Below are 22,156 nucleotides of genomic sequence, written 5' to 3'. Positions count from 1 at the left end.
AAGGGACAGGGTGAGCGCTTGGTTAGGGAAATGCGGAAATTGCTGCAGATCGCTGCGACGAGCTTTGAGGTGTGTCGAGATTCGGGTCAGGCCGAGTCGAAAACAGTGGCTTCCGAAAACCGGAGCGGAGCGTACTTAAGTACGTGAGCACCAGAAGCGCAGGAAGCCGCCGTTTGCAGGCCGACCTCACCTGAATGTCGGCACACCTCAGTCCGCGTCGGCTATCATCTGCCCGCCGCCGCCCAGCCAGGCGCGCCATTGCCGCTCATCGCCATGGAAGACGTTGAGGTCGATACGACCGCTCACGCCATGCGACAGGCCGGAGCCCGAATACTGCCAGAACAGCCAGTTGCGGCCCGGATAGACCTTCGACGGGTGCGCCGCCACGGCGCGCAGCCAGAATGGGTAATCCGGGAAGGCGCCGCGCAGATTGTCGCGATAGAAATCGGGGCTGGTGTAGATGATCGGACGCTGGCCGTAATGACGCTCCAACTCGTCCATGAACACCTGCATCTTCTCCAGCACCTTTTCGCGCGAGGGCTTGCGCCTGCAGGAGGATTCGCCGTTCCACTCGACGTCGATCACCGGCGGCAGCGCGCCGTCGACCTTCGGCACGTTGCGGATGAACCAGTCGGCCTGCTCGCCGGCGGTGCGGCACCAGTAGAAGAAATGATAGGCGCCGCGCTTCAGCCCGGCGGCATCGGCGTTGCGCCAGTTCTTCATGAACATCGGGTCGAGATGGTCGCCGCCATCGGTCGCCTTGATATAGGCGAAATTGGCGCCCTGGGCGCGCAGCTTTTCCCAGTTGATGTTGCCTTGCCAGCGCGACACGTCGACGCCGTGGACGGCCAGATGGCGGGGCGAGGCGCGGCCGAAATTGATCGGCTTGGCGTCGCGGAAGGCATAGCGGGTGACAGGGCCGGCCAGCATCGCGGGCGCGGCGCGCGAGAGCCGCTTCGGCGGCGAGACAAGCGCTGCCTCCTGCACCGGCGGCTCGACGCTGTCAGGAAGGCCCTGCGGAGGAAAATTCACCGTCTCCTCCTCGGCCAGGCCGAACGGGCGCGAATTTTCGTCGCCGGGGCGCGAATTTTCGTCGTCGGAGCTTGCGTTCTCGTCGTCGAGCAGCGGCGCCGGCGGCGTGAAACGCGTCGCGCCCGACATCGACGCGGTCTCGACGGTTTTCTCCGTCACTGCCGTCTTCAAGCCCTTCGACACCGGCGCGCTCGGCCGCACGACCGAGCTCGTCGTCTCGTTGGACGGCATCTGCAAGGCATCGACGCCCGACGTGGACGAGCAACCGGCAAGGCAAAGCGCTGCGAGCACGAAACTGACGACGCCAAAAATCCGCATCTTTGACCTGTACGCAAGACAAAACAGACCGAAGGCAGGAACAGCGCCGCCGGAAACTCCATTCCTAATGAGAAATTACCAACAAAGTTTGAATCAAAATTTACCTTTGGCGCGGCCAGGCGATTCGCGACGCTGTCGAAGCGCCCCCCAGCTAGCGCCTGAACACGCCGATCATCGGCCCGAGATTCCAGAAATCGTCATTGCGGCCTATGCCGGGCGCATAGAGGCTCGAAACTGAACCGTCGAGGAAAAGCGCGTTCGGGCAGCCGAGCTGGTCGCGGAACAGCCGCGCGAATTCGTGGAAGGTGACGACATCGTCCGAGATCGCGAAAACCGCGACGCCGTCGGCGCGTACGCCGACGCCATCGCGTATCTTGCGCGAGGTGCCGTCCGCATGGAATTTCGGATGCAGCTTGCCGTCGATGACCAGCATCGGTCCGGACTGCGTGGCGTAATCGACGCGCGGCGGACGCTTCAGATAATCCTTGGTCGCGCGAACACCTGCCTTGCCGGCGCTGAGGTAAAAGATGCCGTTGGGCTGCATGGAGAAATTGCCGCTTCCCGATCCGGTCTTCGCCGGCGTGACCTGCTCGCCGCGTTCGACATAGAGCCCGACCGGCGCGAGGTTCGGGTGATACATGCCGGCGTTGATGCCGAAGAGCATGCTGCGCCCTGCCGCCTGCTGTGCGTTGCGCAGATTGTGCAGCGACCGGTAGAGTTCGCCATCCTTGTTCTTCCAGAACAGCTCGATGGAAAAATCCTTCGGATCGGCCTCGCAGACCAGATAGACGGCGTTCTCGAAAGTCTGGTTGCGGCAAGGCGGCAGCGCCGCCAGCCATTGACCAAGCCCCATGCCCGCGCCAACGGCGGCGGGCACCGCCGATTTCACCAGTGTGGCCAGCAACGGCACAGATTGCAGCAGAGTCACAAGATCCATCAGCGCCCCCGAGGGTCAGCGTCGATATAGCGGATTCGGTCGAGACCTCTAACTCTTTGCTTTTACGCGAATTCAGGACGGAAGCCGCTGCGCGGATTTCCTGGATTGCGTCAGGTAAGCCATCCGGCCGCGACGCTGATCAGCAGCACCACGCCGAGCAGGCCGCGATAGATCACGAACGGCCAGGCGGAGAAGCGTTCGAGCACCCGCATCAGACCCCATATCGCGAAAAAGGCCGAGATCGAGGCGACGACGAGGCCTAAGGCCAGGATCGACCAGCCATGCGCGTCGAGATGCACCTTGTGCAGTTCATAAAGCTCCTTGAGGCCGGCCAGCGCGATTGCCGGCAGGCCGAGCAGGAAGGAGAGGCGCGCCGCCTCCGGCCGGGCGAAGCCCAGCCCCATCGCCGCCGTCAGCGTCGAGCCCGAGCGCGAGACGCCGGGAATAAGCGCGCCGACCTGGGCAACGCCCACCAGCAGCGCGTCGAGGATCGACGCCTGGCGCAGCATCAGCTTGTGGCTGGCGAAGATCTCGGCGAGCGCCAAAAGGATCGCCATGGCGATACAGGCCCAGCCGATGACGGCGAGCCCGCGCAGCGGCGAATTGCAGGCGTTGAGCACGCCGGAAAGCGCCAGGCCCACAATGACGATCGGGACGGTGGCTAGCACGATGCTGATCGCGAGGCGGAAATAGCGGTCACCGAAATCGCGGCGCGCGATCGCCGAGATCGATCCGAACAGTACGTCCCTGACATCGCTCCAGAAATAGCTGATCACCGCCGCGAGCGCCGCCAGCTGCATGGCGGCCGAGAAGGCCGAGCCGGGGTCCTGCCAGCCGAGCACGGCCGGCACGATGCGCATATGCGCCGTGGACGAGATCGGCAGCAATTCGGTGATGCCTTGCACGATGCCGAGGAACGCCACTTTGGCATAGCCCAGGCCGACAAAGCCGGTATCCAACCCTTGAGTGCAGACGTCGGTCATCTCAACCCTTTTCCCTGCGCTCCGATCCTTGTCGGAGGCAAAAGTGAACCGTTTTCGAAAAGCCCCTCTGGAGAGGCTTAGCCTCACGATAGCGTGATTCCAACTCACGGATTTGTAAGGTGCCGCTAATCCTGCTTGACAACAGGCTACGCCATATTATCCTCCTCTAATCTTACACTGTAAGGCACATCGGAGGAGCATGTTATGTCGACCGCCGCCCTCTCGGAACTCGAGCCCCTCGTGCCGCCGGAAACCCATGTCCCGGAAATCGCGATCGAGGAGGTATCGCGTGACTTCAGCCGCGCCATCGAGCGCGCCGAAGTGGCGGCCTGGCGCGACCTTTACGAAGCGGCGCCCGCCGATTTCGCGGCACGCCAAGGGCTGTCGATCGCGAGCGAGGGCGATCTGCTCTGGACCACCTGCACGACAATCCCGTTCATCCATTTCAACTGCGTGAAGAATATCGGCGTCGATGGGCCGGCGACAGAAGACCAGCTCGACGCGTTGCTCGCGCATTATCGCGATGCCGGCATCATGCGGCCGTGGTTCTATACCAGTCCGCACACCGAGCCGGCGCGGCTGAGATGCTGGCTGGAAGCGCGTGGCCTGCAGCATCAGGGCGGCTGGGAGCGCATCTATCGCGACGCGACACCGCTGCCAGCCGAACCGCTCTTCCCGGGCGACCCGCTGATCCCGGTAGACGATCCAGTGATCGAGGAGGTCACCCCCAGGACGGCTTCGGAATGGGCATCCTTCATCGATGCCAAATACAGGCTCCCCACCTCGCCCTGGCTCACCGCGCTTGTCGGCCGCAAGGGCTGGCGCCACTACATGCTGAAACGTGGCGGCGCGGTCGCCGCGGTTCGCTCGCTTTTCATCGGCCCTGACGGCGCTGCCTGGAGCGGTATCGACGCGCCGGTGCCCGGCATCATGGCGCCAAGCTTCGATCTGGATGCGATGCTCGGAGAAAGGCTGGTTCGCGACGGCATTGCGGCCGGCGCGAAGCTGTTTGTCGCCGATATCGAGGCGCCGCTCCCCGACCGCGACGGACCGGCCTATCGCAACTACGACCGGCTCGGCTTCAAGCTCGCCTATTCACGCAGTCACTATAGTTACCTGCCGGCCCATTCGAGCTGATTTCCCGGAATAGCCTCAGCGGTGCAGCCACTGCTTCAAGCAGCTTCTTGCCACTATATGCGCAGGCGGCACTGAAGCCTGGTCGATGCGGGCATCGTCGCCGGCCCTGTCGCGCGCCTTTTCCAGGAGCAGACGAAGCTCGGCCGGGCGCACCCGGTCGCGTTCCATCACGAGCTGGATCATCGGGTCGTTCAAAAGCTCGTCCAGGGTGTTGATGCTCTCGCTCATCCGTCGCCTCCTCACTGCCTGCCCGCATGGCGCTTAGATAGGCAGCCAATGATGGCCCGCCAATGACGCTTTGCCGGCTATTGCGTGCGGCGGAGATGAAATTTTTGTGCAGGCCCCTTTGCCTTCTCCCCTTGTGGGAGAAGGTGTCGCCGAAGGCGACGGATGAGGGGTGCTCCAGGGAAAGCCAGCGTCTCACTCCGCTGGAACACCCCTCATCCGTCTCGGCGCTATCGCGCCGATCCACCTTCTCCCACAAGGGGAGAAGGTAAAACGCTACGCCGGCGGCGCGCCTTCATATTGCGGCAGGCCGTCGTCGAGCATCAGCCAGGGCTGCTTCGAAGCGGTCCAGAAATGCATGTCTGGCTTGAACAGCGACGGATCGTCGAGCGAGCCCGAAGTGACGCCGAGAATGTTTCTGGAATCGCGGCGCGAAAACAGGGTTGTGCCGCAAGCCGGGCAGAAGCCGCGCTGGAGGTCCGGCGTGGAATTGATCGTCGCCACCGGCCCTTCAATGGTCACGTCGTCGATGCGGAAGAGCAGGCGGGCGTTGAAGGCCGCGCCGATTGCCCTTTGGCAGATCCGGCAATGGCAGACGCGCTCGTTGATCGGCGCGGCCTCTGCCCCGTAACGCACCGCGCCGCACAGGCACCCACCCTGATATTTCGCCATCGCCGACACCCGTTTCGAAGAAATGTCGGCAAGGTAGTGGCCGGCCTGACTGGGTCAAACAAAAAACATTGATGGGATACGATCGCCAGCGCTGATACGGGTGGCCGAATGACGTGTCCTCGCCCGCGATTGACAATCGCCGGCCGCTGCGCCCTGCTTGCAGCGTCCGACGGGAGGAAGATTGATGGCCGACATCGACACGATCGCGATTGCACCCTTGTTCGGTCCGCCCTCGCCTGCCCGCGACCAGACCGACTCGAGGATCATGGCCGCGGCGTCGGGCATCGGCTTCATGGCGATCCGCGACTTTCCCGGCGACGATTGGCTGACGCCGCGGAACCGGGCGCGGCTGCTGGCGATCTTTTCGCTGCCCGAGGCTGAAAAGCAGAAGCTGCTGCGCTGGAATTTCGACCGCACCAAACAAAATGTCTATCGCGGCTGGTTTCCGCTGCAGCCGGGCGCGGTCTCTTATAAGGAAGGCATCGACATGGGGCCGGACATCGCCGAGGCGGGCGCCGCGCCCTCAGGGCTTGATGCCGGCGATCCTCTCTGCGAGGTCACGCCGCTCCCGCCGGAAAGCGCCCTACCCGGCTGGCGCCAGGCTGCCGCCGGCTACTACAAGGCGATGGAGACGGTCGGCAACGCGCTGCTGCGCTCGGTCGCGCGCGGCCTTGGGCTGACCGAGACCATTTTCGATAAGGATTTCGAAGGCGGCATCTCGACATTGCGCCTGATCCGCTACCCGCTGCGTGACCCGAACGGCGGCGTCGACCTCAGCGGCCCCGACTTCTCCGTGATTCACAAGGGCGAGATGCGGACCATCATCGGCCGCGAGCATGCCGATTCCGGTTTCGTCACCCTGCTGGCGCAGGACGGTGTCGAAGGCCTGCAGGCAAAAAACCTTGCCGGTGAGTGGATCGACGTGCCGCCGGCAGACAACACGCTCGCCGTCAATTTCGGCCAGTTGCTGGAGCGCTGGACCGCCGGCAGGGTGCGGGCGACCAGGCATCGGGTGATCGCGCCCAAACAGGCGCGCTTCTCGATCCCGTTCTTCTATGAGCCGCGCGTCGACGCCGAGATCGCGCCGCTGTCGCTCAAGGGCGCCGAGCCCTTCGAGCCGTTCCTTTATGGCGACTATCTCTGGGACACGGCGACGAAATTCGTCGAAATGAGCGGCGTCAGGCATCTGCGCCAGCCGCGACGGGCCAAGGCCTCTTGAATCAATGGCGCTTGGCCTGGACGAGATAGGCGTCGATCATGGTCTCTCCCAGCCATTTGGCGGCTTCGAGCCGGTGCAGCCCCTCGACCAGGATGTGGCGTTTGCCGTCGTGCCGCACCTGGATCGGCGTCTTCATGCCGTTCTCGAGAATATCCTCGGCAAGATGGCGCACGGTTTCGGGATGCAGTGTCTTGCGGCGCGCCGTCGGCACGTAGATGTCGTCGACCTTGACCTTTTGCACACGCAGCATGTCGGCTCCTGGCGTTGAAACCTCGCCTGAAGCTGAATAGTCCGTTTGCCGGATATCGCCAAGCGCAAGGGCGCTGGCCCGATGCTTTCCATTTGACGCTTGGCCGGCCGATGGTCTCAATGACGGCTTCGTGATCTCAGGTGTTCCTTGACGCAATTGCCCACCGAATTTCCCGATTTCGGGCTGACGCCCGAGCAGCGCCGCGAGGCGGTACGCGGCCATTATTACGAATGGCCGGGGATGGATGGTGAGCGCGGTGAGATTTGGGGCTACAGCGACCGGTTTTCCTATCGTCCGGGCGAGATAGTCACGCTTTTCGTCAGTTCGTCGGCGCCGCACTTCAGCCTTGCCGTCATCCGCGACGGCGACGGCGAAACCAAGGTCTTCGAGGGATCGGGCCTGCCGGCGCGCTGGCAGGACACGCCCGACCAATGCTCGGTCGACGGCTGCGGCTGGGAAGCTTCGTTCGAATTCCGTGTCGGCGACGACTGGCGGTCGGGCGCCTATCGCATCGCGCTCTCGGCCGAAGGCCGTGACGGCAATCCGATCCGCAGCCACCATCTCTTCATCGTCGCGCCCCTGCCCGGCAAGAAACCCGGCCGTCTGCTGCAGGTGGCCGCGACCGGCACCTGGCTTGCCTACAACACCTGGGGCGGCTCGAACCACTATCAAGGCATCACCGGCCCGAACCGCGATCAGTACGCGACGATGGTGTCTACGCAGCGTCCCTGGTGCCGCGGCTTCGTCGTGCTGCCCAAGAACGCGCCCCGCGTGCCGCTCGAAGTCGCGGTGCCGCCGAAAACCGTGCCGCGCTATCCGCATATGGAATGGGCCTTCGCCACCGGACATTCGAAGAAATATGCCTCCTCCGGCTGGGCGAGCTATGACAGTCACTTCTTCCGCTTCGCCGAACGCGCCGGCTACCAGGTCGATCTCGCCAGCCAGCACGAGCTCCATTTCTCGCCCGAAATCCTCGACGGTTACGACTGCGTCGTCTTCGTCGGGCACGATGAATACTGGACCTGGGAGATGCGCGACGCCGTCGACAACTATGTCGAGCGCGGCGGACATGCGGCGCGCTTCGCCGGCAATTTCATGTGGCAGACGAGGCTGGAGGACGAAGGCCGCCGCCAGGTCTGCTACAAATACAAGGCGCGCGCACAAGACCCGACCTATCGCGCCGGTGACGTCACCCGCGCCACCAATTCCTGGGAAGCGCCCGAGATCGGACGTCCGGGCAGCGCCACCTTCGGCCTCAATGCGACGCGAGGCGTCTATGCCGGCTGGGGCGGCTGCGCGCCGCGCGGCGTGCGCGGCTTCCCGGTCTACCGCCCCGAGCACTGGGCCTTCGCCGGCACCGGCATCTACTACGGCGACCTGCTCGGCGCCGACAGCCATGTCTACGGCTATGAGGTCGACGGCCTCGATTTCGAGATACGCGGCGGCCTGCCCTACCCGACTGCGGAGAGCGGCGCGCCGGACGGCCTGCAGGTGTTGGCCGTCGGCATGGCAAGCCAGGTTGAGGAAAGCGCCGACATCCCGATCGAGGACCAGTTCCTCACCGACGAGGACGGTCGCTTCACCGCCGAGACCTTGTTCGGCGAGCCTAGCGACGCAAATCTCGACAAGGTCAAGCGCGGCAACGGCATGATCGTCAATTTCCCGCGCGGCAAGGGCGAAGTGTTCCATGCCGGAAGCTGCGAATGGGTCGCCGGCCTGCTAAGGCAGGACGCGATGGTCGAACGCGTGACCAAAAATGTTCTCGACCGCTATCTCGGCCGAGACGAGAGGGGCGAATGAGCACTGCGCAGTCCATCGAAACCGTCAGCCGGCCGAACCTTTTCCACTTCACACGCCGGCCCCGGCCGATGGTGGATCGCGCCGACGGCATCTATCTGTGGGACAAGAGCGGCCGCCGCTACATCGATGGATCGAGCGGCGCGGTCAATGTCAATGTCGGTCACGGCAATCGCAACGTCATCGATGCGATGAAGCGGCAGCTCGACCGCGTCAGCTTCGCCTACATCTTTCAATTCGAGAACGAACAGGCCGTCACGCTGGCGCGGGAGCTTGCCGATCGGCTTCCGAACGGGCTCGAACGCATTTATCTCGTTTCCGGCGGTTCCGAGGCGGTCGAGGCCTGCCTCAAGCTCGCGCGCCAATGGGCGGTCGCGACTGGCCAGGACAAGCGCTGGAAAATAATAGGTCGCATGCCCTCCTATCACGGCGTCACGCTCGGCACGCTCGCCGTCACCGGCGACGATGTCCTGACCAAGCCATTCGACTCGATCGGACGGCCGATGCCGTTGGTGCCGACCCCGTTTGTTCATCGCGACCAAGATAATCTGTCGCTGCAAGAGCGCGGCATCCGCTACGCTGATATGCTTGAGGAAAAAATCCTGGAGCAAGGGCCCGAAAGCGTTTTGGCTTTCATCATGGAGCCGATCGGCGGCGCGGCGACCGCCGCGCTGGTGCCGCCCGACAGCTATTTTGCCCGGATCCGCGAGATCTGCGACCGCTACGGCATCCTGCTGATCCACGACGAGGTGATGACCGGCATCGGACGCACAGGCAGGTTCCTGGGCGGCGACCATTGGAGCTGCCGGCCGGATATCGTCGCGCTGTCGAAGGGGTTGAGTTCCGGCTATGCGCCCTTGGGGGCGCTTGCCGCGACAGAGAGGATCGTCGGGCCGGTCGTTGCGGCTGGCGGCTTCCTGCATGGCCACACCTATGGCGGCAATCCTGTCGCCTGCGCGGCCGGCGTTGCCGTTCTCGGCGAGGTCGACCGCCTTGGCCTGGTCGAGAATTCCGCCGTCATGGGCGAAGTGCTGAGGGGCGAACTCGAAGCGCTGGCGGGTCGCTTTCCTTTCATTGCCGACGTGCGGGGCAAGGGGCTGTTCATGGGCGCGGAGCTCTACGCCGACCCCTTGGCCAGGACGCCATTGCCACAGAATCTCAACGCCAATTTGCGGCTCATCGATCTGGCCTTCGAGCGTGGACTCATCATCTACTCGCGGCGCGTGCGCGGCGGGCCGGTGAGTGATAATTTCATGGTCTGCCCGCCTTTGATCACAACCCGCGAACAGATTGGCGAGATTATCGCGGTACTTGGCGATACGCTGGAGGCACTTGCCGCCGAACTTGACCTGCCGGTCAATCACTGAGCCCTCGCCAAGGGAGGAGCCGATATGGAGAGAGTGCTTGTCTCGGCCTGCCTGCTCGGCAGCAAGGTGCGCTACAACGGCTCGTTTCGGCTCGACCACCATCCCGTACTGGCGCGGTGGCAGTCGGAAGGCCGGATCGTGCAGATCTGTCCAGAGGTTGCGGCCGGTTTTTCGACGCCGCGTCCGCCGGCGGAAATCCAGAGCGCGGGCGACGGCCATGCGGTCCTGCAGGGCCATGGCAGAGTGATCGAGCAAACCGGCAGCGATGTCACCCACCTTTACCGCGAAGCCGGGCAACTGGCGCTCGACCTCGCCCGGGAAACCGGATGCCGCTATGCCGTATTGACGGATGGCAGCCCGTCCTGTGGCAGCAACTTCATTTATGACGGGAGCTTTTCAGGGGCCCGCGTGGCTGGCCAAGGCACGACCACCGCGCTGCTCGAGGAAAACGGTATCCGTGTCTTTTCCGAAGACAGGATCGGCGAGCTTGACGATGTGTTGACCGGCTCCAATGCCGCCGGACATGCGGACTGACCATGCGGCAGCAGGCCACCGACATTCTGCTCCGCCCCGGCACCATCGACGACGTCGAAGTGATCTACGCCGCTCTACTCCGCCTCAGCACCCATATCGGCGCCCACCAGGAGATCAAATCCACCGCCGACGATCTGCGTCGCTACGGCTTTGGCGACAAACCCGCCTTCTCGACGCTCATCGCCGAGGTCGGCGGCGAGTTCGCCGGCCTTTGCCTGCATTTCCCGATCTTCTCGACCTGGATGGGCCGTCCCGGCGTCTATGTGCAGGACCTTTATGTCGAGGACCGTTTTCGCGGCCGCCGGATCGGCGAAAGGCTGCTGCGGCGCGTCGCGAAGGAATGCCGCGCGGCGGGCGGCGTTTATCTGAGGCTGTCCGTCGACACCGACAACGAGACGGCCAAGGCCTTCTACGAGAGACTGGGCATCGGCTGGTCGAGTTACGAACAGGTGCACAAGATCGTCGGCGACGCCTTCTTCGCCTTTGCCGACGCGCCGGAGGAACGACGATGAAAGCCTTCTATGCCGAGGAGCAGAAACGCCACGATCCCAAGGCTTTTCTCTCCAGCGGCGCGCCGCAGCCCAACCCGGAAAAGCCGGAGCGGATCGAGAGATTGTTATCCGGCGCAAGATCGGCCGGCTTGACGGTCGAACGTCCGAGCAATCATGGGCTTGGCCCGATCGCGGCGGTGCATACGCCTGAATATCTCGACTTCCTCGAGCACATCTTTTCGCGCTGGCAGCGCATCGAAGGCGCTTCGGCGGAAGTCATTCCGAACATCCACCCGATCGCCCGCAACGGCTCCTATCCGGCCTCGGCGGTCGGCCAGGCAGGCTACCACATGGCCGACACCGCCTGCCCGATCTCGGCCGAAACCTGGGAGAGCGCGCAGTGGAGCGCCTGGAGCGCGGTTGAAGCCGCTGAAGCGGTGATGGCCGGCGCGCCTTCGGCCTATGCGCTCTGCCGGCCGCCCGGCCACCATGCCTTCGCCGATGTCGCCGGCGGCTTCTGCTTCATCAACAATTCAGCGGTCGCGGCGCAGGTGCTCCGGAAAAGCGCCGCCCGTGTCGCCATCCTCGATGTCGACCTGCATCACGGCAACGGCACGCAAGGCATCTTCTACGCCCGCCCCGACGTGCTGACCGTCTCGCTGCACGCCGATCCGGTGCGCTTCTATCCCTTCTTCTGGGGCTATGCCGACGAACGCGGCGAAGGCCCCGGTCTCGGCTACAATCTCAACCTGCCGCTGCCGCGCAAATCAGGCGACGCGGCCTTCCTCGAAGCGCTGGCGACGGCTTTCCAGCGCATCCAAGCCTTCGCGCCAGAGGCGCTTGTAGTGGCGCTCGGCCTCGACGCTTTCGAGGGCGATCCGTTCGGCGGCCTGTCGGTGACGACCCCAGGCTTCTCGCGCATCGGCGAAGCGATTGCTGGGCTGGGACTGCCGACCGTCATCGTCCAGGAAGGCGGCTATCTCTGCGATGCGCTCGGCGACAACCTCACCGCGTTCCTGACCGGCTTCGGCGGTAAGCAGCGCTAACTCAAGGTCGCTGCTGCCTAAGCATCGCGATCACGCGGTGGACGCTCTCCAGCGTCTCCTCGATCTCGGCTGCCGTGTTGTAGTGGGCAATGCCGATGCGCACGACGCCCTGCTCGGCCGGTATGCCGAGCTGGTGGACGATCTCCCACGCATAATTATGGCCCGACCACAGGAAGATGTTTTCGGCGTTCATCTGCCGCACGATCGTTTCCGGCGCGATGCCCACGACGGTGAAGGAAACGGTTGGTACCCGCTCGGCGAGGCGTTGCGGATCGGTGATGCCGCGGATGACCAGGCCCTCGATATCGGAAAGGCCTTCGATTAATTGCCGGGCAAGCCTATTCTCGTAAGCGATCGACACGTCGAAAGCCTTGGCAATCAGCTGCCGCCGCAACCCGCCCTCGCCGGCGGCCGCGCCGAGATCGGCGAAATAGTCGATGGCCGCTGTCAGCCCGGCCATCAGCTCGATCTGCGGCGTGCCGAGCTCGAACCGCTCCGGCAGCCCGTTCGACGAACAGCGGCATTTGTAAGGTTTAAGGCCGTCGATGACGTCGCGGCGCCCCCACAATATGCCCATATGCGGCCCGAAGAATTTATAGGCCGAGCAGATCAGGAAATCGCAGCCGAGCGCCTGCACGTCGATCAGTCCGTGCGGCGCGAACTGCACGGCGTCGACATAGACCAGCGCGCCGGCCTGCCTGGCGATTGCGGTCAGGGCCTGCACACGATTGATCGAGCCGGTGAGGTTCGAGGCATAGTTCAACGCCACGAGCCGCGTCTTGTCCGAAAGCAGCGCCTTCAGCGCTGCCTCCTCCACCTGCCAGCTCCGCTCGTCGAACGGCAGGAAGCGCACGACCAGGCCAAGATCCTCGGCGAGCTGCAGCCAGGGCGAGACATTGCTCTCGTGATCCATGCGCGTGACGATGATCTCGTCGCCCGGCGTCATCATGCGGCCAAGCGTCCGCGACATGTGGTAGGTCAGCGTCGTCATATTGGCGCCGATGACGATCTCCTCGGGGCTGGCGGCGTTGAGGAAATCGGCCATCGCGGCATGCGCCCCATCGACCACCTGCTGCGCCGCGACCGTCGTTTCGAAGAAGCCGCCGAGATTGGCGTTGGTCGAGAGCAGGCAGCGCGACACCGCATCCGCCACGGCCTGCGGCACCTGCGTGCCGGCCGGATTGTCGAGATAGATGCGCCGGCGCCCTTTATCGGTCAGCGAAAGCGCCGGAAATCTGCCGCGCACGGCCTCGATCGGAAACTCTGCCATCCTCTCCACCCTTTTGTTTTTCAATCGATTCTCGCTCACGGACACGGATTGCCGACGCACTGGTGGATGGCGTCGACTGCCTTCTGCATCTCTTCCGTCCAGATGATGTCGGCCGAGGACAGCGCCGTCTCGAGCTGCGCTGTCGTGGTCGCGCCGACGATGTTCGCGGTGACGAAGCGCCGGCTTGTCACATAGGCATTGGCGAAAAGCGCCGGCTCCATGCCGAACGAGCGCGCCAGCTCATTGTATTGAAGCAGCACTTCCGCCGCATTCGGCGTCTCGTAGCGCTGACCGCGGTTGAAGAGCTGCGAGCGCGAACCCTGCGGCCGCGCGCCATGATCGTATTTGCCGGTGAGATAGCCCTGGGCTAGCGGCGAATAGGGAAGGAACGCGATCTGCTCGCGCTCGCAGACTTCGGCAAGGTTCACTTCGAAGGTCCGGTTGACGAGGTTATAGGCGTTCTGCAGCGAGGCGACGCGCGGACCCGCGCCCTTTTCGGCTTCGAAGACGAAGCGCATGACGCCCCAGGAGCTTTCGTTAGAGAGGCCGAGATGGCGGATCTTTCCGGCTTTCACCAGTTCCTCGAAAACGGCGAGCGTTTCGGCTATCGGCGTCTCGTCGTCGGGCGTGCCCGCGGCGTCGGGCCGGCGCGCCACCGCCCCGACGCGCGTCGGATTCGAGCCCCACGGAATGTCCCGGTCCGGCCAGTGGATCTGGTAGAGGTCGATATAATCGGTGCCGAGCTTGGCCAGCGATTTCTCGACCGCGTCGAAAATGTCGGCGCGCACCAGCTTCGACGGACGATCGCCGCGAAACCATGTGTTGGCCGTGCGGCCGACCACCTTAGAGGCAAGGATGACCTTGTCGCGGTTGCGATTGGCCTTCATCCAGCTGCCGATGGTCTTCTCGGTCCGCCCTTGCGTCTCCGCCTTGGGCGGGATCGGGTAAAGCTCCGCGGTGTCGATGAAATTCACGCCGCGTGAGAACGCCAGATCCATCTGCGCGTGGCCCTCCGCTTCGGTGTTCTGCTGACCCCAGGTCATCGAGCCGAGGCAGATTTGCGAAACAAGGAGGTCGGTCCGACCGAGGCGGCGTTTATGCATGGGATTTCTCCGGCGGGAGGTTGCGCGGACAGCGCGGGGAGGAAAGTCAAGCATAAAGCAAAGGCTTGGGCTTCTCCAAGCCCGCTGTCTTCGACTTTTGCGTGACTGTTATCGACGGGTGGCGGCCAAGGCCCGCCGCTTGGCCTCGTCGATCAGCATGTTGGCGACCTGCATGCGGATCATGGCGCGCTGGCGCAGATGCGGCGCGACCCGATCTGGATGGTTGGCGAAAGCGAAATTGCGCCGGATGCGGCCGAAATCGGCATTTTTAGCCGGGCGGTCGAGGCCGAGCTCGCCGGCAATTGCTTCGGGATCGATCGACGGCAGCTGCTCCTGAGGTCGATGCTCTTCACCCGCGAGCGACAGCTTTGCCTGGTCGAGAAGTGCTGTGAACTCCGCGGCAAGGTCGGCGGCGGACTCGCGATATTCGGCGGCGACACTTTCGCTCGCGACCTTGATGCGGCCGGAATGAAGTTCATCGGCAACGGACAGATAGTCGAACGGGATAGACGGCCGGGCCCCCTCTTCCTCGCCTTTTTCCGAGGCGACGATCAGTTCGTCGAGCAACGAAGCGAAATCGAGCTTGTTACCGGTGCCGATCTCAGCCTCCCTCGTGACGGCGTGCGTTGATGCCACTGAAAATAGGGCGCCCTCGTTAAAAATGACTTCTGGCGACGTTAACAATTGCAGGCATTTTGCCTGCCGGAGCCATCAAGTAAAAAAGCCGGACCGCATTTTCGTGCAGTCCGGCAAGGTCGCCAGGAGTGGCGAGGAAAAAGCCAGCCATGGGCCGGCATAGGCCCCTACGGTCGAGCCCACCGGAAAGTTTCACGAAAAATCGATTGTGTCCGAAAAATCTGATGCGGCATGGCAGCCATGCAATTGCTGCACTGCACAATTTTAACAAATCGATTATATTTTGTTGTCGGGAGGACCAACAGGGGCAACTGTCATGGGGTTCTTCACTGAAATGTTCGCTCGGCCACGGCCGCAGGAGCACCAGCGCTACCGCGCGGCGCTCGCGCTTCTGAACGCGATGAGCAATGCCGACCGCGCCGATATCGGCATCAAGCCAGCGGATTTTCCGCGCATCGCGCGCGAGATGTCGGCCCGCTGAACCAAAGAGGTTTCCCGGGCTGCCGGGAAACCTCAAAGTCATCAAAAAGTCAGCGATTTCCCAAAAATGTCTGCTTGCCGAGCGGCACGCCGTTGTGGCGCAGGATGTCGTAGGCGGTCGTGACGTGGAAATAGAAATTCGGCATCGCGACATGCAGCAGGTACTGCAGGCCGGGCAGCGTGGTTTCGCGCCCGCCAAGCCTTAATTCGATCGTCCGGTCCTCCGAAGCTTCCAGATCGGCCGCCGCGAACGTCGCCAGATGATCGAGCGTCTTGGCGATTCGGGCCTGCAGCTCGGCAAAGCTCGCTTCATTATCCTCATATTTCGGCACCTCGCGGCCGGCGAGCCGCGACGGCGCGCCCTTGGCATGGTCGGTGGCGATCTGGACCTGTCTGGCCAGCGCAAACATGTCCGGCGCCAGCCGCGCCGTGAGGAACACCTGCGGATCGATCTTGCGCTCGCTGGCATTCTGCTCCGCCGCCGTCAGCACGCTGGCCAGCGCCTTCAGCCGGGCGGAAAAGACGCCAACCGATATGTCGTACATGGAAATGGTCACCGATAATCTCCCCAGGCGGCCCCAGCGCCGCGGGCCGTGAACTAGCGCTTCCGGCCAGGATTCTTCAAGTGGTGATACCCTCCGCGTCACCGCGCCGCCGCAATCGCCGTGGTAGTATTTTTGTTACCGAGCGGAGGATTCGATGAAAAGAGCCGTTTTCGCAGCGATCGTCATTCTCTCACTGGCCGGCTTCGCGCATTCCGCACCTGCGGCGGACGCCCCCTATATCGACGACAGGTCCAGCGCCGACGCCGTCATCCGCTCGCTTTACAGCGCCATCAATCGCCACGAATTCGCCCGCGCCTGGGGTTATTTCGGCGATACGAAGCCGGCTAAGGATTTCAACGCTTTCGTGAAAGGCTACGACGGCACCGATACCGTTGAAGTCAAGACCGGCGCTGTATCGGACGAAGGTGCCGCCGGCAGCATCTATTACAGCGTCCCGGTCGCCATCCAGGCGACCGACAAGAAGGGCGAGGCCAAGGTTTTCGCCGGCTGCTACACGGTCCGCCAGGTCAATGCGCAGGTCCAGGAGCCGCCTTTCCAACCGATGTTCATCGACAAGGGCGCGCTGAAGCCGTCGACGGAGGATTTCGACAGCGCCGTGCCGGCAAGCTGCGGCGACGGCCCGCCACCGCCGAAGAAGGACGAAGCGCTGGAACAGGCCAGGAAGGCGTTTCTCGCCACTTATGGCGGGCAGTGCGACAAACAGGATCCCGACGGCAAGCCGATCGGTGAGCCCGAGGCCCATTCGATCCACTACAAGGACAAGGACGCTCAAGCCGCCGACCCGGAGCGCGAGACGCGGTTGTTCCGCTTCTTCTGCTCGATGGCCGCCTACAACGAGACGGCGGTCTACTACATCGCTGACGACGTCAACGGCGTGACCCAGTTGCAGTTCACCGAGCCGGATCTCGATATCCGCTACGAGAACAACAACAGCGAAGGCAAGGTCGAGTCGATCCACATCATAGGTTTCAAGACCAGCGGCTGGGCGACCAACTCGGACTATGACGAGAATACGAAAACCATCACCACATCCGACAAATGGCGTGGTGTCGGCGATGCCTCGTCATCGGGGACCTATCTGTTCCGCAACGGTGACTTCTCGCTCGTCCAGTACGACGTCGATGCTTCCTATGACGGCGAGATCAATCCGCAGACGATCATCGACTACAACACCGCGCCATAATTCCTCGGAAGGTCACGGCGCCTTCGTCAGCATCCAGTTCAGCGTGCCGCGCCAGTCCACCATGCGGATCGGCGTGCCATGCGTGCCGGTCTCGAAGCGCACGAAGCGGGTCGGATACGGATAGGCTTTCGATTTGGCGATGACGGAGCGGAAGAAAGCCTCCTGCTTCTCCACCGGAAAAACCACATCATGGCTGCCCTGTCCGAAGAAAACCGGCACATGGCGCCTGAAAGCAGGGCTCGAGAAAAAGCTCTCGTCCCACAGCGAGCCGAGCAGCAGCAGCCCGTTTATGCGCCGTCCGGTATCGTTGCGCGCGGCGAGCTTCCAGCAGATCATGCCGCCCATCGAGCCGCAGGCGACGAAGATTTTCGCGCCCGGCGATGTCTGGGCATAGTGATCGATCAATGCAGCGACCTGCGCCGCGCCCTTGTCACCGAAATCGGGAAAATCAGGCGAGAGATAAAGACCGTTGTTGGCGGCCATCAGGTTCTTGATGCGGTTGAAGTTGCCGCCGAAAGTAAAATCGTCGACGCCTTGCTTGCGGCTGCCGCCTTGCCCGTGCAGGTAGAGCACGATGATGGAAGCGCCTTCCGTCCGGCCGACCGCCACATGCCTGATGTCGCCGGCGTCGGTCTTCAACATCAGGTCCTGCTGCACCTTGCGCACGCCGGGATCGGTGTATTGGGCGCGAACGCGCTTTTCCGGCACCTCGTCGCGCTGGTTGATGTCGCGCATCTCATGATAGTCGAGCACCGTGTAGGCGCCGTTGTCGCCGGTGGACAGCGCCGCCGGATAGGCGAAGAGGTCGTCCTTGAACGGTTTTAGCGAAAGCGTCTGGCTATGGGCAGCCTGGACGGTAAGACCGGTTGCAACGAGCAGGGCGAAGAGGAAGCGCAATGACATGCCGAGAGGCATGCGAAATTCGGCTCTGCTTTGTCAATCCTGCAGCACGCCGCCAGCCCCTTCCAGCGCCTCGCGCGTGTCGACATCGATCGAGGCGCCCTGCCCGATCTCGACATCGATGACGTAGTGACCCTCGGCTTCGACCAGATGGCGCGCGCCTGTATCGCCCTCGAGCTGCGCGACCGCCGCGAAAAGCGATCGCGGCAAAAGCACCGGATTGCCCCGCTTGCCCTGGTGCGAGGCGCGCACGACCGCATGGCCGCCGGAACGGCGGAACGCATCGATCAGGCTGTCGAGGTCATTCGACGAAACGCCGGGCATGTCGCCGAGCACGATCATGGCGCCGGCCGCGTCAGGCGCGACCCTCGCAATGCCCGCCTTCAAGGACGAGGCCAGGCCATCGGCGAAATCGGGATTGTCGGCTAGTTTCACCTCAAGGCCTCCAAGCGCGGAACGTACCCGCTCACGCTGATGACCGGTGACGACGATGGTAGTGGCGGCCTTCGAGCCCAGTGCGCGCCCGACGGTGCGGCGCACCAAAGGTTCGCCGTCGAACAGCGCCAGAAGCTTATTCGGGCCGCCCATGCGGCTCGAGCGGCCGGCGGCCAGAAGCACGATATCGACCTTCAGCGCCAACCTTGTCGGCTGCGGCGCCGGCTCGCGCGGCTGCGGCCTGGTCGCAATTTCCATCAGAAGCCCGCCGACACCCATGCCGGCAATATCGCGGGCCGTCACATCGAGCCCGGCAATCAGGCGATCGAGCACCCAGTCGAAGCCGTTCTCCTTCGGGCTGCGCGCGCATCCGGGTGCGCCGACGACGCGCTTGCCGTCGAGTGTTCCGAGCACCAGCAGATTGCCGGGATCGACCGGCATGCCCGCGCGGACGACGGTACCCCCGGCACGCTCGATCGCGGCCGGCACGACATCGGCGAAATCGCTCATCGCCGAGGCGCCGAAGATCACCACCATGTCGTTGTCGCGCGCCAGCTGGGTCGCGGCCGCGGCGACGGGCGCCACCTCATGCGGCGTGCGCCGCTCGGCCGTCAGCCGGCCGCCGGAACGCGCCAGCCGCGCCTCGGTGACGCGCAGCGTCTTGTCCAGCACGCTCGGCTTCACGCCGGGAAGCACCGTCTGAATGACGCCGACATTGATCGGGCGGTAGGCGTTGACCGCAAAGATCTCGCGGCCGGCGCAGATTCTCACCACGCTGTCCACCAGGCTTGCGGCGACGGCAAAGGGGATGATCTTCACCGTCGCGACCATCTGGCCTTTCTCGACCGGTGCATGCTGCGCCAGCGTCGCGATGGTGATCGCCGGATCGACGGCATTGATGGCATCGATCATCCCGGCATCGACGGTAAACACGCCCGAGGCGGCTGCATGCAGGTTCACCCGTCCGGTGGCGGCCGGCTTGACCTCGATATTGCGGTGGCTCATGGCGGACGCGATCTTCGCGGCGGCGGCATCCTCGCCGAGATCGTCCCGGTCAAGAACTGCTGCGACGACTTCGCCGATGCCCGCCGCCTTGAGCGCCGCGATATCCTCGCGGCTCAGCCGGTGCGCCTTGCGGAACCGCTTTTCGCCCGCGGCCGTCGCATGCGCCAGCACCGCCCCTTCAGCCTCGTCGATCGGAACCGGTCCGAATTTCACGCCACTGCGCCTTTTGTTTCGAGGCCGCGCGAGCGGAAGGCGTGGATGGTCTGCGCAAGGACGGCGACAGCGATCTCGGCCGGACTTGCCGCACCGATGTCGAGGCCGATCGGCGCATGGATGCGGGCGATCTGGTCGGCGCCGGCGCCGAGCGCCAGCAGGCGCTCGACACGCTTGGCGTGGGTCTTGCGGCTGCCGAGCGCCCCGACATAGAAGCAGCGGGCGTCGAGCGCCGCCTTCAGCGCGAAATCGTCGATCTTCGGGTCGTGGGTGACGGCCGCAAGCGCGGTGTAGCCGTCGAGCGGCGCGCGCTTCAGCACATCCTCCGGCCATTCGGCATGCAGCGCGACGTCGGGAAAGCGTTCCGGCGTGGCGAAGGCGGTGCGCGGATCGATGATCTCGACGGGATAGCCGGCGATCCTGGCCATCGGCGCCAGCGCCTGGCTGATATGCACGGCGCCGATCACCACGAGGCGCGGGCGCGGCAGATGCGCGTTGAGAAAGAAAGTCCGCCCTTCCGCCTCCACAGACCCTGAATTGCCGGTGCGGAACGCATTGGCGATCGCTGTTCCAAGATCGCCCGCGACAGGGTCGCCTTCGCGCACGATGCGATCCCGCCCGTCGCCGAGATCGGTGACAAGCACCGCGGCGCGGCGGGCGCGGCGTTCTTCATTGATGGTCTTTAGAACGTACGGATCCACTGCGGTCAGCCCAGCCTTTCGACATAGACCTTGATGCGGCCGCCGCAGGACAGCCCCACCTGCCAGGCCGTTTCGTCGGCGACGCCGAACTCCAGCATCCTGGCCTTGCCCGAGCCGATGACGTCCATCGCCTCCGTCACCACGGCGCCCTCGACGCAGCCGCCGGAGACAGAGCCGTGGAAATTCCCTTCGGCGTCGATGACAAGATGGCTGCCGATCGGACGCGGCGCCGAACCCCAGGTCTCGACCACGGTCGCGATGGCGACATCCTTGCCGTCCTTCATCCAGCCTTCCGCGATGATCAGGGGATCGCGGGCCTCATCGAGATAAATGCTCTCATCCATCGTCGCTTCTCGCAAAGTCTGTTTTCCCGCCGGGACATTCCCTGGCAGAGCATATGGCTACGCGGCACGCCTCCCGCCAGTTTGCAACCAGCGGCGCGGATCGACCGAGGCCGCCGGCCGCTGGTCGAGAGAGGCGCAAAGATCGGCCAGCGCGTCGAGATTATGCACTGCCCGAAACTCGTCGACATAGGGTAGCATCGCCTTCACGCCACGGGCCCGCGCCTCGAAGCCGTCGAAGCGCAACAGCGGATTAAGCCAGATCAGCCGCCGGCATGATTTATGCAGCCGCTCCATCTCCTGCGACAGGCCGGTGACGTCGTCGCGCTCCAGCCCGTCGGTGATCAAAAGCACCACGGCGCCCTGCCCGAGCACGCGCCTTGACCACAACCGGTTGAATTCGGCGAGCGTGTCGCCGATGCGGGTGCCGCCCGACCAGTCCTTCACCGCCGCCGAGCATTCGGCCAGCGCCTCGTCGGGATCGCGATGGCGCATCTGGCGGGTCAGATTGGTGAGCCGCGTGCCGAAGACGAAGGCGTGCACGCGCCGGCGCTTTTCGGTCAGCGCATGCAGGAAATGCAGGAAGATGCGCGTGTACTGGCTCATCGAGCCGGAAATGTCGGCAAGCACCACCAGCGGCGGATGCACTTCGCGCTGCGAGCGGAATTTCGGCAGGATAAGCTCACCGCCGGTGCGCGCGGCCGAGCGCATCATGGCGCGCGGATCGATGCGGCGCCCCTGCGCATCGCCCTTGAAGCGCCGTGTGCGGACAAGATCGAAGGGAAGTTGCAAGGCCATGATCGCCTTTTTGGCCTCGGCTATTTCGCCGGCGTCCATCTGGGCGAAATCCTTGCCGCGCAGCACCTCGTTGCCGGAAAAAGTCATCCGCGCATCGACCTCGATCTCCGGCACTTCCCGCGCCGGCTGATTTTTCTGGTGGCCCTCGAACATCGCCTGGCTGACGCGGTTCTCGGCCGCCCGCGGCTTCTGCTTTTCAGCGTTGTCCGGCGCGACCGGCGAGAACATTGCCAGCAGCTTCTCGATCAGCTCGCGCGATTTCCAGAACAGGCGGAAGGCCTCGTCGAAGACCGGATGGTCCTCGTGCCGCGAGACCAGCACCGCATGCAGCGTCCAGTAGAAATCGTCGCGCGAGCCGATGCCGGCGGCCAGCACCGCCTCGATGGCATCCTTTACCGAAGCCGGCCCGACGCGCATGCCGGCCTTGCGCAAGGCACGGGCGAAATAGACAATGTTGTCGGCAATACGCCCATCGGCGACCGCCTCTTTGGGTTCCGGACGCGGCACGGGCATCGCA

24 protein-coding genes are annotated in these 22,156 nt (G+C 64.0%); 9 read left to right on the top strand and 15 right to left on the bottom strand.

Annotation, left to right across the window (positions count from 1 at the left end):
- Positions 1 to 207 precede the first annotated feature (207 nt).
- From CK230_RS18555 to CK230_RS18545, 3 genes are all read right to left on the bottom strand, one after another.
- Entirely contained in the window at positions 208 to 1,350 is a 1,143-nt protein-coding gene (locus CK230_RS18555) for a GH25 family lysozyme (protein WP_095818579.1), read from the bottom strand.
- A gap of 151 nt (positions 1,351 to 1,501) precedes the next feature.
- Positions 1,502 to 2,287: a phosphodiester glycosidase family protein gene (locus CK230_RS18550; protein ID WP_095818578.1), complete on the bottom strand. Its 786-nt coding sequence runs from the start codon at positions 2,285 to 2,287 to the stop codon at positions 1,502 to 1,504.
- A 110-nt stretch (positions 2,288 to 2,397) separates the two neighbouring features.
- Positions 2,398 to 3,270 carry an undecaprenyl-diphosphate phosphatase gene (locus CK230_RS18545; protein WP_095818577.1) on the bottom strand — a complete coding sequence of 291 codons (873 nt, stop codon included), beginning with the start codon at positions 3,268 to 3,270 and terminating at the stop codon, positions 2,398 to 2,400.
- 204 nt (positions 3,271 to 3,474) lie between these two features.
- Between CK230_RS18545 and CK230_RS18540 the strand changes: the two genes are divergently transcribed.
- Positions 3,475 to 4,407 (top strand): hypothetical protein, encoded by a 933-nt coding sequence (locus tag CK230_RS18540; protein WP_095818576.1) that lies wholly within the window; start codon positions 3,475 to 3,477, stop codon positions 4,405 to 4,407.
- 15 nt (positions 4,408 to 4,422) lie between these two features.
- Here the strand turns inward: CK230_RS18540 and CK230_RS18535 are convergent, their stop codons facing one another.
- Positions 4,423 to 4,635, bottom strand: coding sequence for a hypothetical protein (locus CK230_RS18535; protein ID WP_095818575.1), 213 nt, complete (start codon positions 4,633 to 4,635; stop codon positions 4,423 to 4,425).
- A 273-nt stretch (positions 4,636 to 4,908) separates the two neighbouring features.
- Positions 4,909 to 5,304 carry a GFA family protein gene (locus tag CK230_RS18530; RefSeq protein ID WP_095818574.1) on the bottom strand — a complete coding sequence of 132 codons (396 nt, stop codon included), beginning with the start codon at positions 5,302 to 5,304 and terminating at the stop codon, positions 4,909 to 4,911.
- Between the two features lie 184 nt (positions 5,305 to 5,488).
- Between CK230_RS18530 and CK230_RS18525 the strand changes: the two genes are divergently transcribed.
- The gene (locus CK230_RS18525; protein WP_095818573.1) at positions 5,489 to 6,523 is read left to right on the top strand and encodes a 2OG-Fe(II) oxygenase family protein; all 1,035 of its coding nucleotides are present in this window, start codon (positions 5,489 to 5,491) and stop codon (positions 6,521 to 6,523) included.
- Position 6,524: 1 nt separating this feature from the next.
- Here the strand turns inward: CK230_RS18525 and CK230_RS18520 are convergent, their stop codons facing one another.
- Complete coding sequence (locus CK230_RS18520) at positions 6,525 to 6,773, bottom strand: ParB N-terminal domain-containing protein (protein ID WP_042644583.1); 249 nt, start codon at positions 6,771 to 6,773, stop codon at positions 6,525 to 6,527.
- Between the two features lie 147 nt (positions 6,774 to 6,920).
- On the opposite strand from CK230_RS18520, the gene CK230_RS18515 reads away from it, so the two are divergent.
- From CK230_RS18515 to CK230_RS18495, 5 genes are read left to right on the top strand one after another with little or no spacing between them, the layout of a single operon-like run.
- Positions 6,921 to 8,573: a N,N-dimethylformamidase beta subunit family domain-containing protein gene (locus CK230_RS18515; protein ID WP_095818572.1), complete on the top strand. Its 1,653-nt coding sequence runs from the start codon at positions 6,921 to 6,923 to the stop codon at positions 8,571 to 8,573.
- Positions 8,570 to 9,937, top strand: a complete 1,368-nt coding sequence (locus CK230_RS18510) for an aspartate aminotransferase family protein (protein WP_095818571.1) — start codon at positions 8,570 to 8,572, stop codon at positions 9,935 to 9,937. Before CK230_RS18515 ends, CK230_RS18510 begins: the two co-directional genes overlap by 4 nt.
- 24 nt (positions 9,938 to 9,961) lie before the next feature.
- Positions 9,962 to 10,471: a DUF523 domain-containing protein gene (locus CK230_RS18505; RefSeq protein ID WP_095818570.1), complete on the top strand. Its 510-nt coding sequence runs from the start codon at positions 9,962 to 9,964 to the stop codon at positions 10,469 to 10,471.
- Positions 10,472 to 10,473: 2 nt separating this feature from the next.
- Entirely contained in the window at positions 10,474 to 10,983 is a 510-nt protein-coding gene (locus CK230_RS18500) for a GNAT family N-acetyltransferase (RefSeq protein ID WP_095818569.1), read from the top strand.
- Positions 10,980 to 12,008, top strand: a complete 1,029-nt coding sequence (locus CK230_RS18495) for a histone deacetylase family protein (protein ID WP_095818568.1) — start codon at positions 10,980 to 10,982, stop codon at positions 12,006 to 12,008. Before CK230_RS18500 ends, CK230_RS18495 begins: the two co-directional genes overlap by 4 nt.
- Before the next feature lies 1 nt (position 12,009).
- Here the strand turns inward: CK230_RS18495 and CK230_RS18490 are convergent, their stop codons facing one another.
- The 3 genes from CK230_RS18490 to CK230_RS18480 all read right to left on the bottom strand — a co-directional run bounded on the left by CK230_RS18490 (position 12,010) and on the right by CK230_RS18480 (position 14,948).
- Positions 12,010 to 13,278 carry a cysteine desulfurase-like protein gene (locus CK230_RS18490; RefSeq protein ID WP_095818567.1) on the bottom strand — a complete coding sequence of 423 codons (1,269 nt, stop codon included), beginning with the start codon at positions 13,276 to 13,278 and terminating at the stop codon, positions 12,010 to 12,012.
- 35 nt (positions 13,279 to 13,313) lie between these two features.
- Entirely contained in the window at positions 13,314 to 14,381 is a 1,068-nt protein-coding gene (locus CK230_RS18485) for an aldo/keto reductase (RefSeq protein ID WP_095818566.1), read from the bottom strand.
- Between the two features lie 108 nt (positions 14,382 to 14,489).
- Entirely contained in the window at positions 14,490 to 14,948 is a 459-nt protein-coding gene (locus CK230_RS18480; protein WP_095818739.1) for a hypothetical protein, read from the bottom strand.
- A gap of 385 nt (positions 14,949 to 15,333) precedes the next feature.
- Between CK230_RS18480 and CK230_RS18475 the strand changes: the two genes are divergently transcribed.
- Positions 15,334 to 15,498 (top strand): DUF1127 domain-containing protein, encoded by a 165-nt coding sequence (locus CK230_RS18475; protein ID WP_095818565.1) that lies wholly within the window; start codon positions 15,334 to 15,336, stop codon positions 15,496 to 15,498.
- A gap of 49 nt (positions 15,499 to 15,547) precedes the next feature.
- Here CK230_RS18475 and CK230_RS18470 read toward each other — a convergent pair whose 3' ends face one another.
- Positions 15,548 to 16,054: a DUF1993 family protein gene (locus CK230_RS18470; RefSeq protein ID WP_095818564.1), complete on the bottom strand. Its 507-nt coding sequence runs from the start codon at positions 16,052 to 16,054 to the stop codon at positions 15,548 to 15,550.
- Positions 16,055 to 16,196: 142 nt separating this feature from the next.
- Between CK230_RS18470 and CK230_RS18465 the strand changes: the two genes are divergently transcribed.
- Positions 16,197 to 17,246 carry a DUF1176 domain-containing protein gene (locus CK230_RS18465; RefSeq protein ID WP_095818563.1) on the top strand — a complete coding sequence of 350 codons (1,050 nt, stop codon included), beginning with the start codon at positions 16,197 to 16,199 and terminating at the stop codon, positions 17,244 to 17,246.
- A gap of 12 nt (positions 17,247 to 17,258) precedes the next feature.
- Here CK230_RS18465 and CK230_RS18460 read toward each other — a convergent pair whose 3' ends face one another.
- From CK230_RS18460 to CK230_RS18440, 5 genes are read right to left on the bottom strand one after another with little or no spacing between them, the layout of a single operon-like run.
- Positions 17,259 to 18,149: an alpha/beta hydrolase gene (locus CK230_RS18460; RefSeq protein WP_095818738.1), complete on the bottom strand. Its 891-nt coding sequence runs from the start codon at positions 18,147 to 18,149 to the stop codon at positions 17,259 to 17,261.
- A gap of 33 nt (positions 18,150 to 18,182) precedes the next feature.
- A complete protein-coding gene (locus CK230_RS18455; RefSeq protein ID WP_095818562.1) occupies positions 18,183 to 19,799 on the bottom strand; it encodes a molybdopterin-binding/glycosyltransferase family 2 protein in 1,617 nt (538 codons plus the stop codon).
- Complete coding sequence (locus CK230_RS18450; RefSeq protein ID WP_095818561.1) at positions 19,796 to 20,500, bottom strand: XdhC family protein; 705 nt, start codon at positions 20,498 to 20,500, stop codon at positions 19,796 to 19,798. The genes CK230_RS18455 and CK230_RS18450 overlap by 4 nt, the downstream gene beginning before the upstream one ends.
- A gap of 5 nt (positions 20,501 to 20,505) precedes the next feature.
- The gene (locus CK230_RS18445) at positions 20,506 to 20,844 is read right to left on the bottom strand and encodes an XdhC family protein (RefSeq protein ID WP_095818560.1); all 339 of its coding nucleotides are present in this window, start codon (positions 20,842 to 20,844) and stop codon (positions 20,506 to 20,508) included.
- A gap of 57 nt (positions 20,845 to 20,901) precedes the next feature.
- Positions 20,902 to 22,152: a VWA domain-containing protein gene (locus tag CK230_RS18440; protein ID WP_176480143.1), complete on the bottom strand. Its 1,251-nt coding sequence runs from the start codon at positions 22,150 to 22,152 to the stop codon at positions 20,902 to 20,904.
- Positions 22,153 to 22,156 lie beyond the last annotated feature (4 nt).

The sequence above is a fragment of the Mesorhizobium sp. WSM3859 genome (assembly GCF_002295065.1).
Lineage (GTDB): Bacteria > Pseudomonadota > Alphaproteobacteria > Rhizobiales > Rhizobiaceae > Mesorhizobium.
The sequence above is the reverse complement of the archived record's forward strand: the minus strand, read 5'-3'. Positions and strand labels throughout refer to the sequence as shown.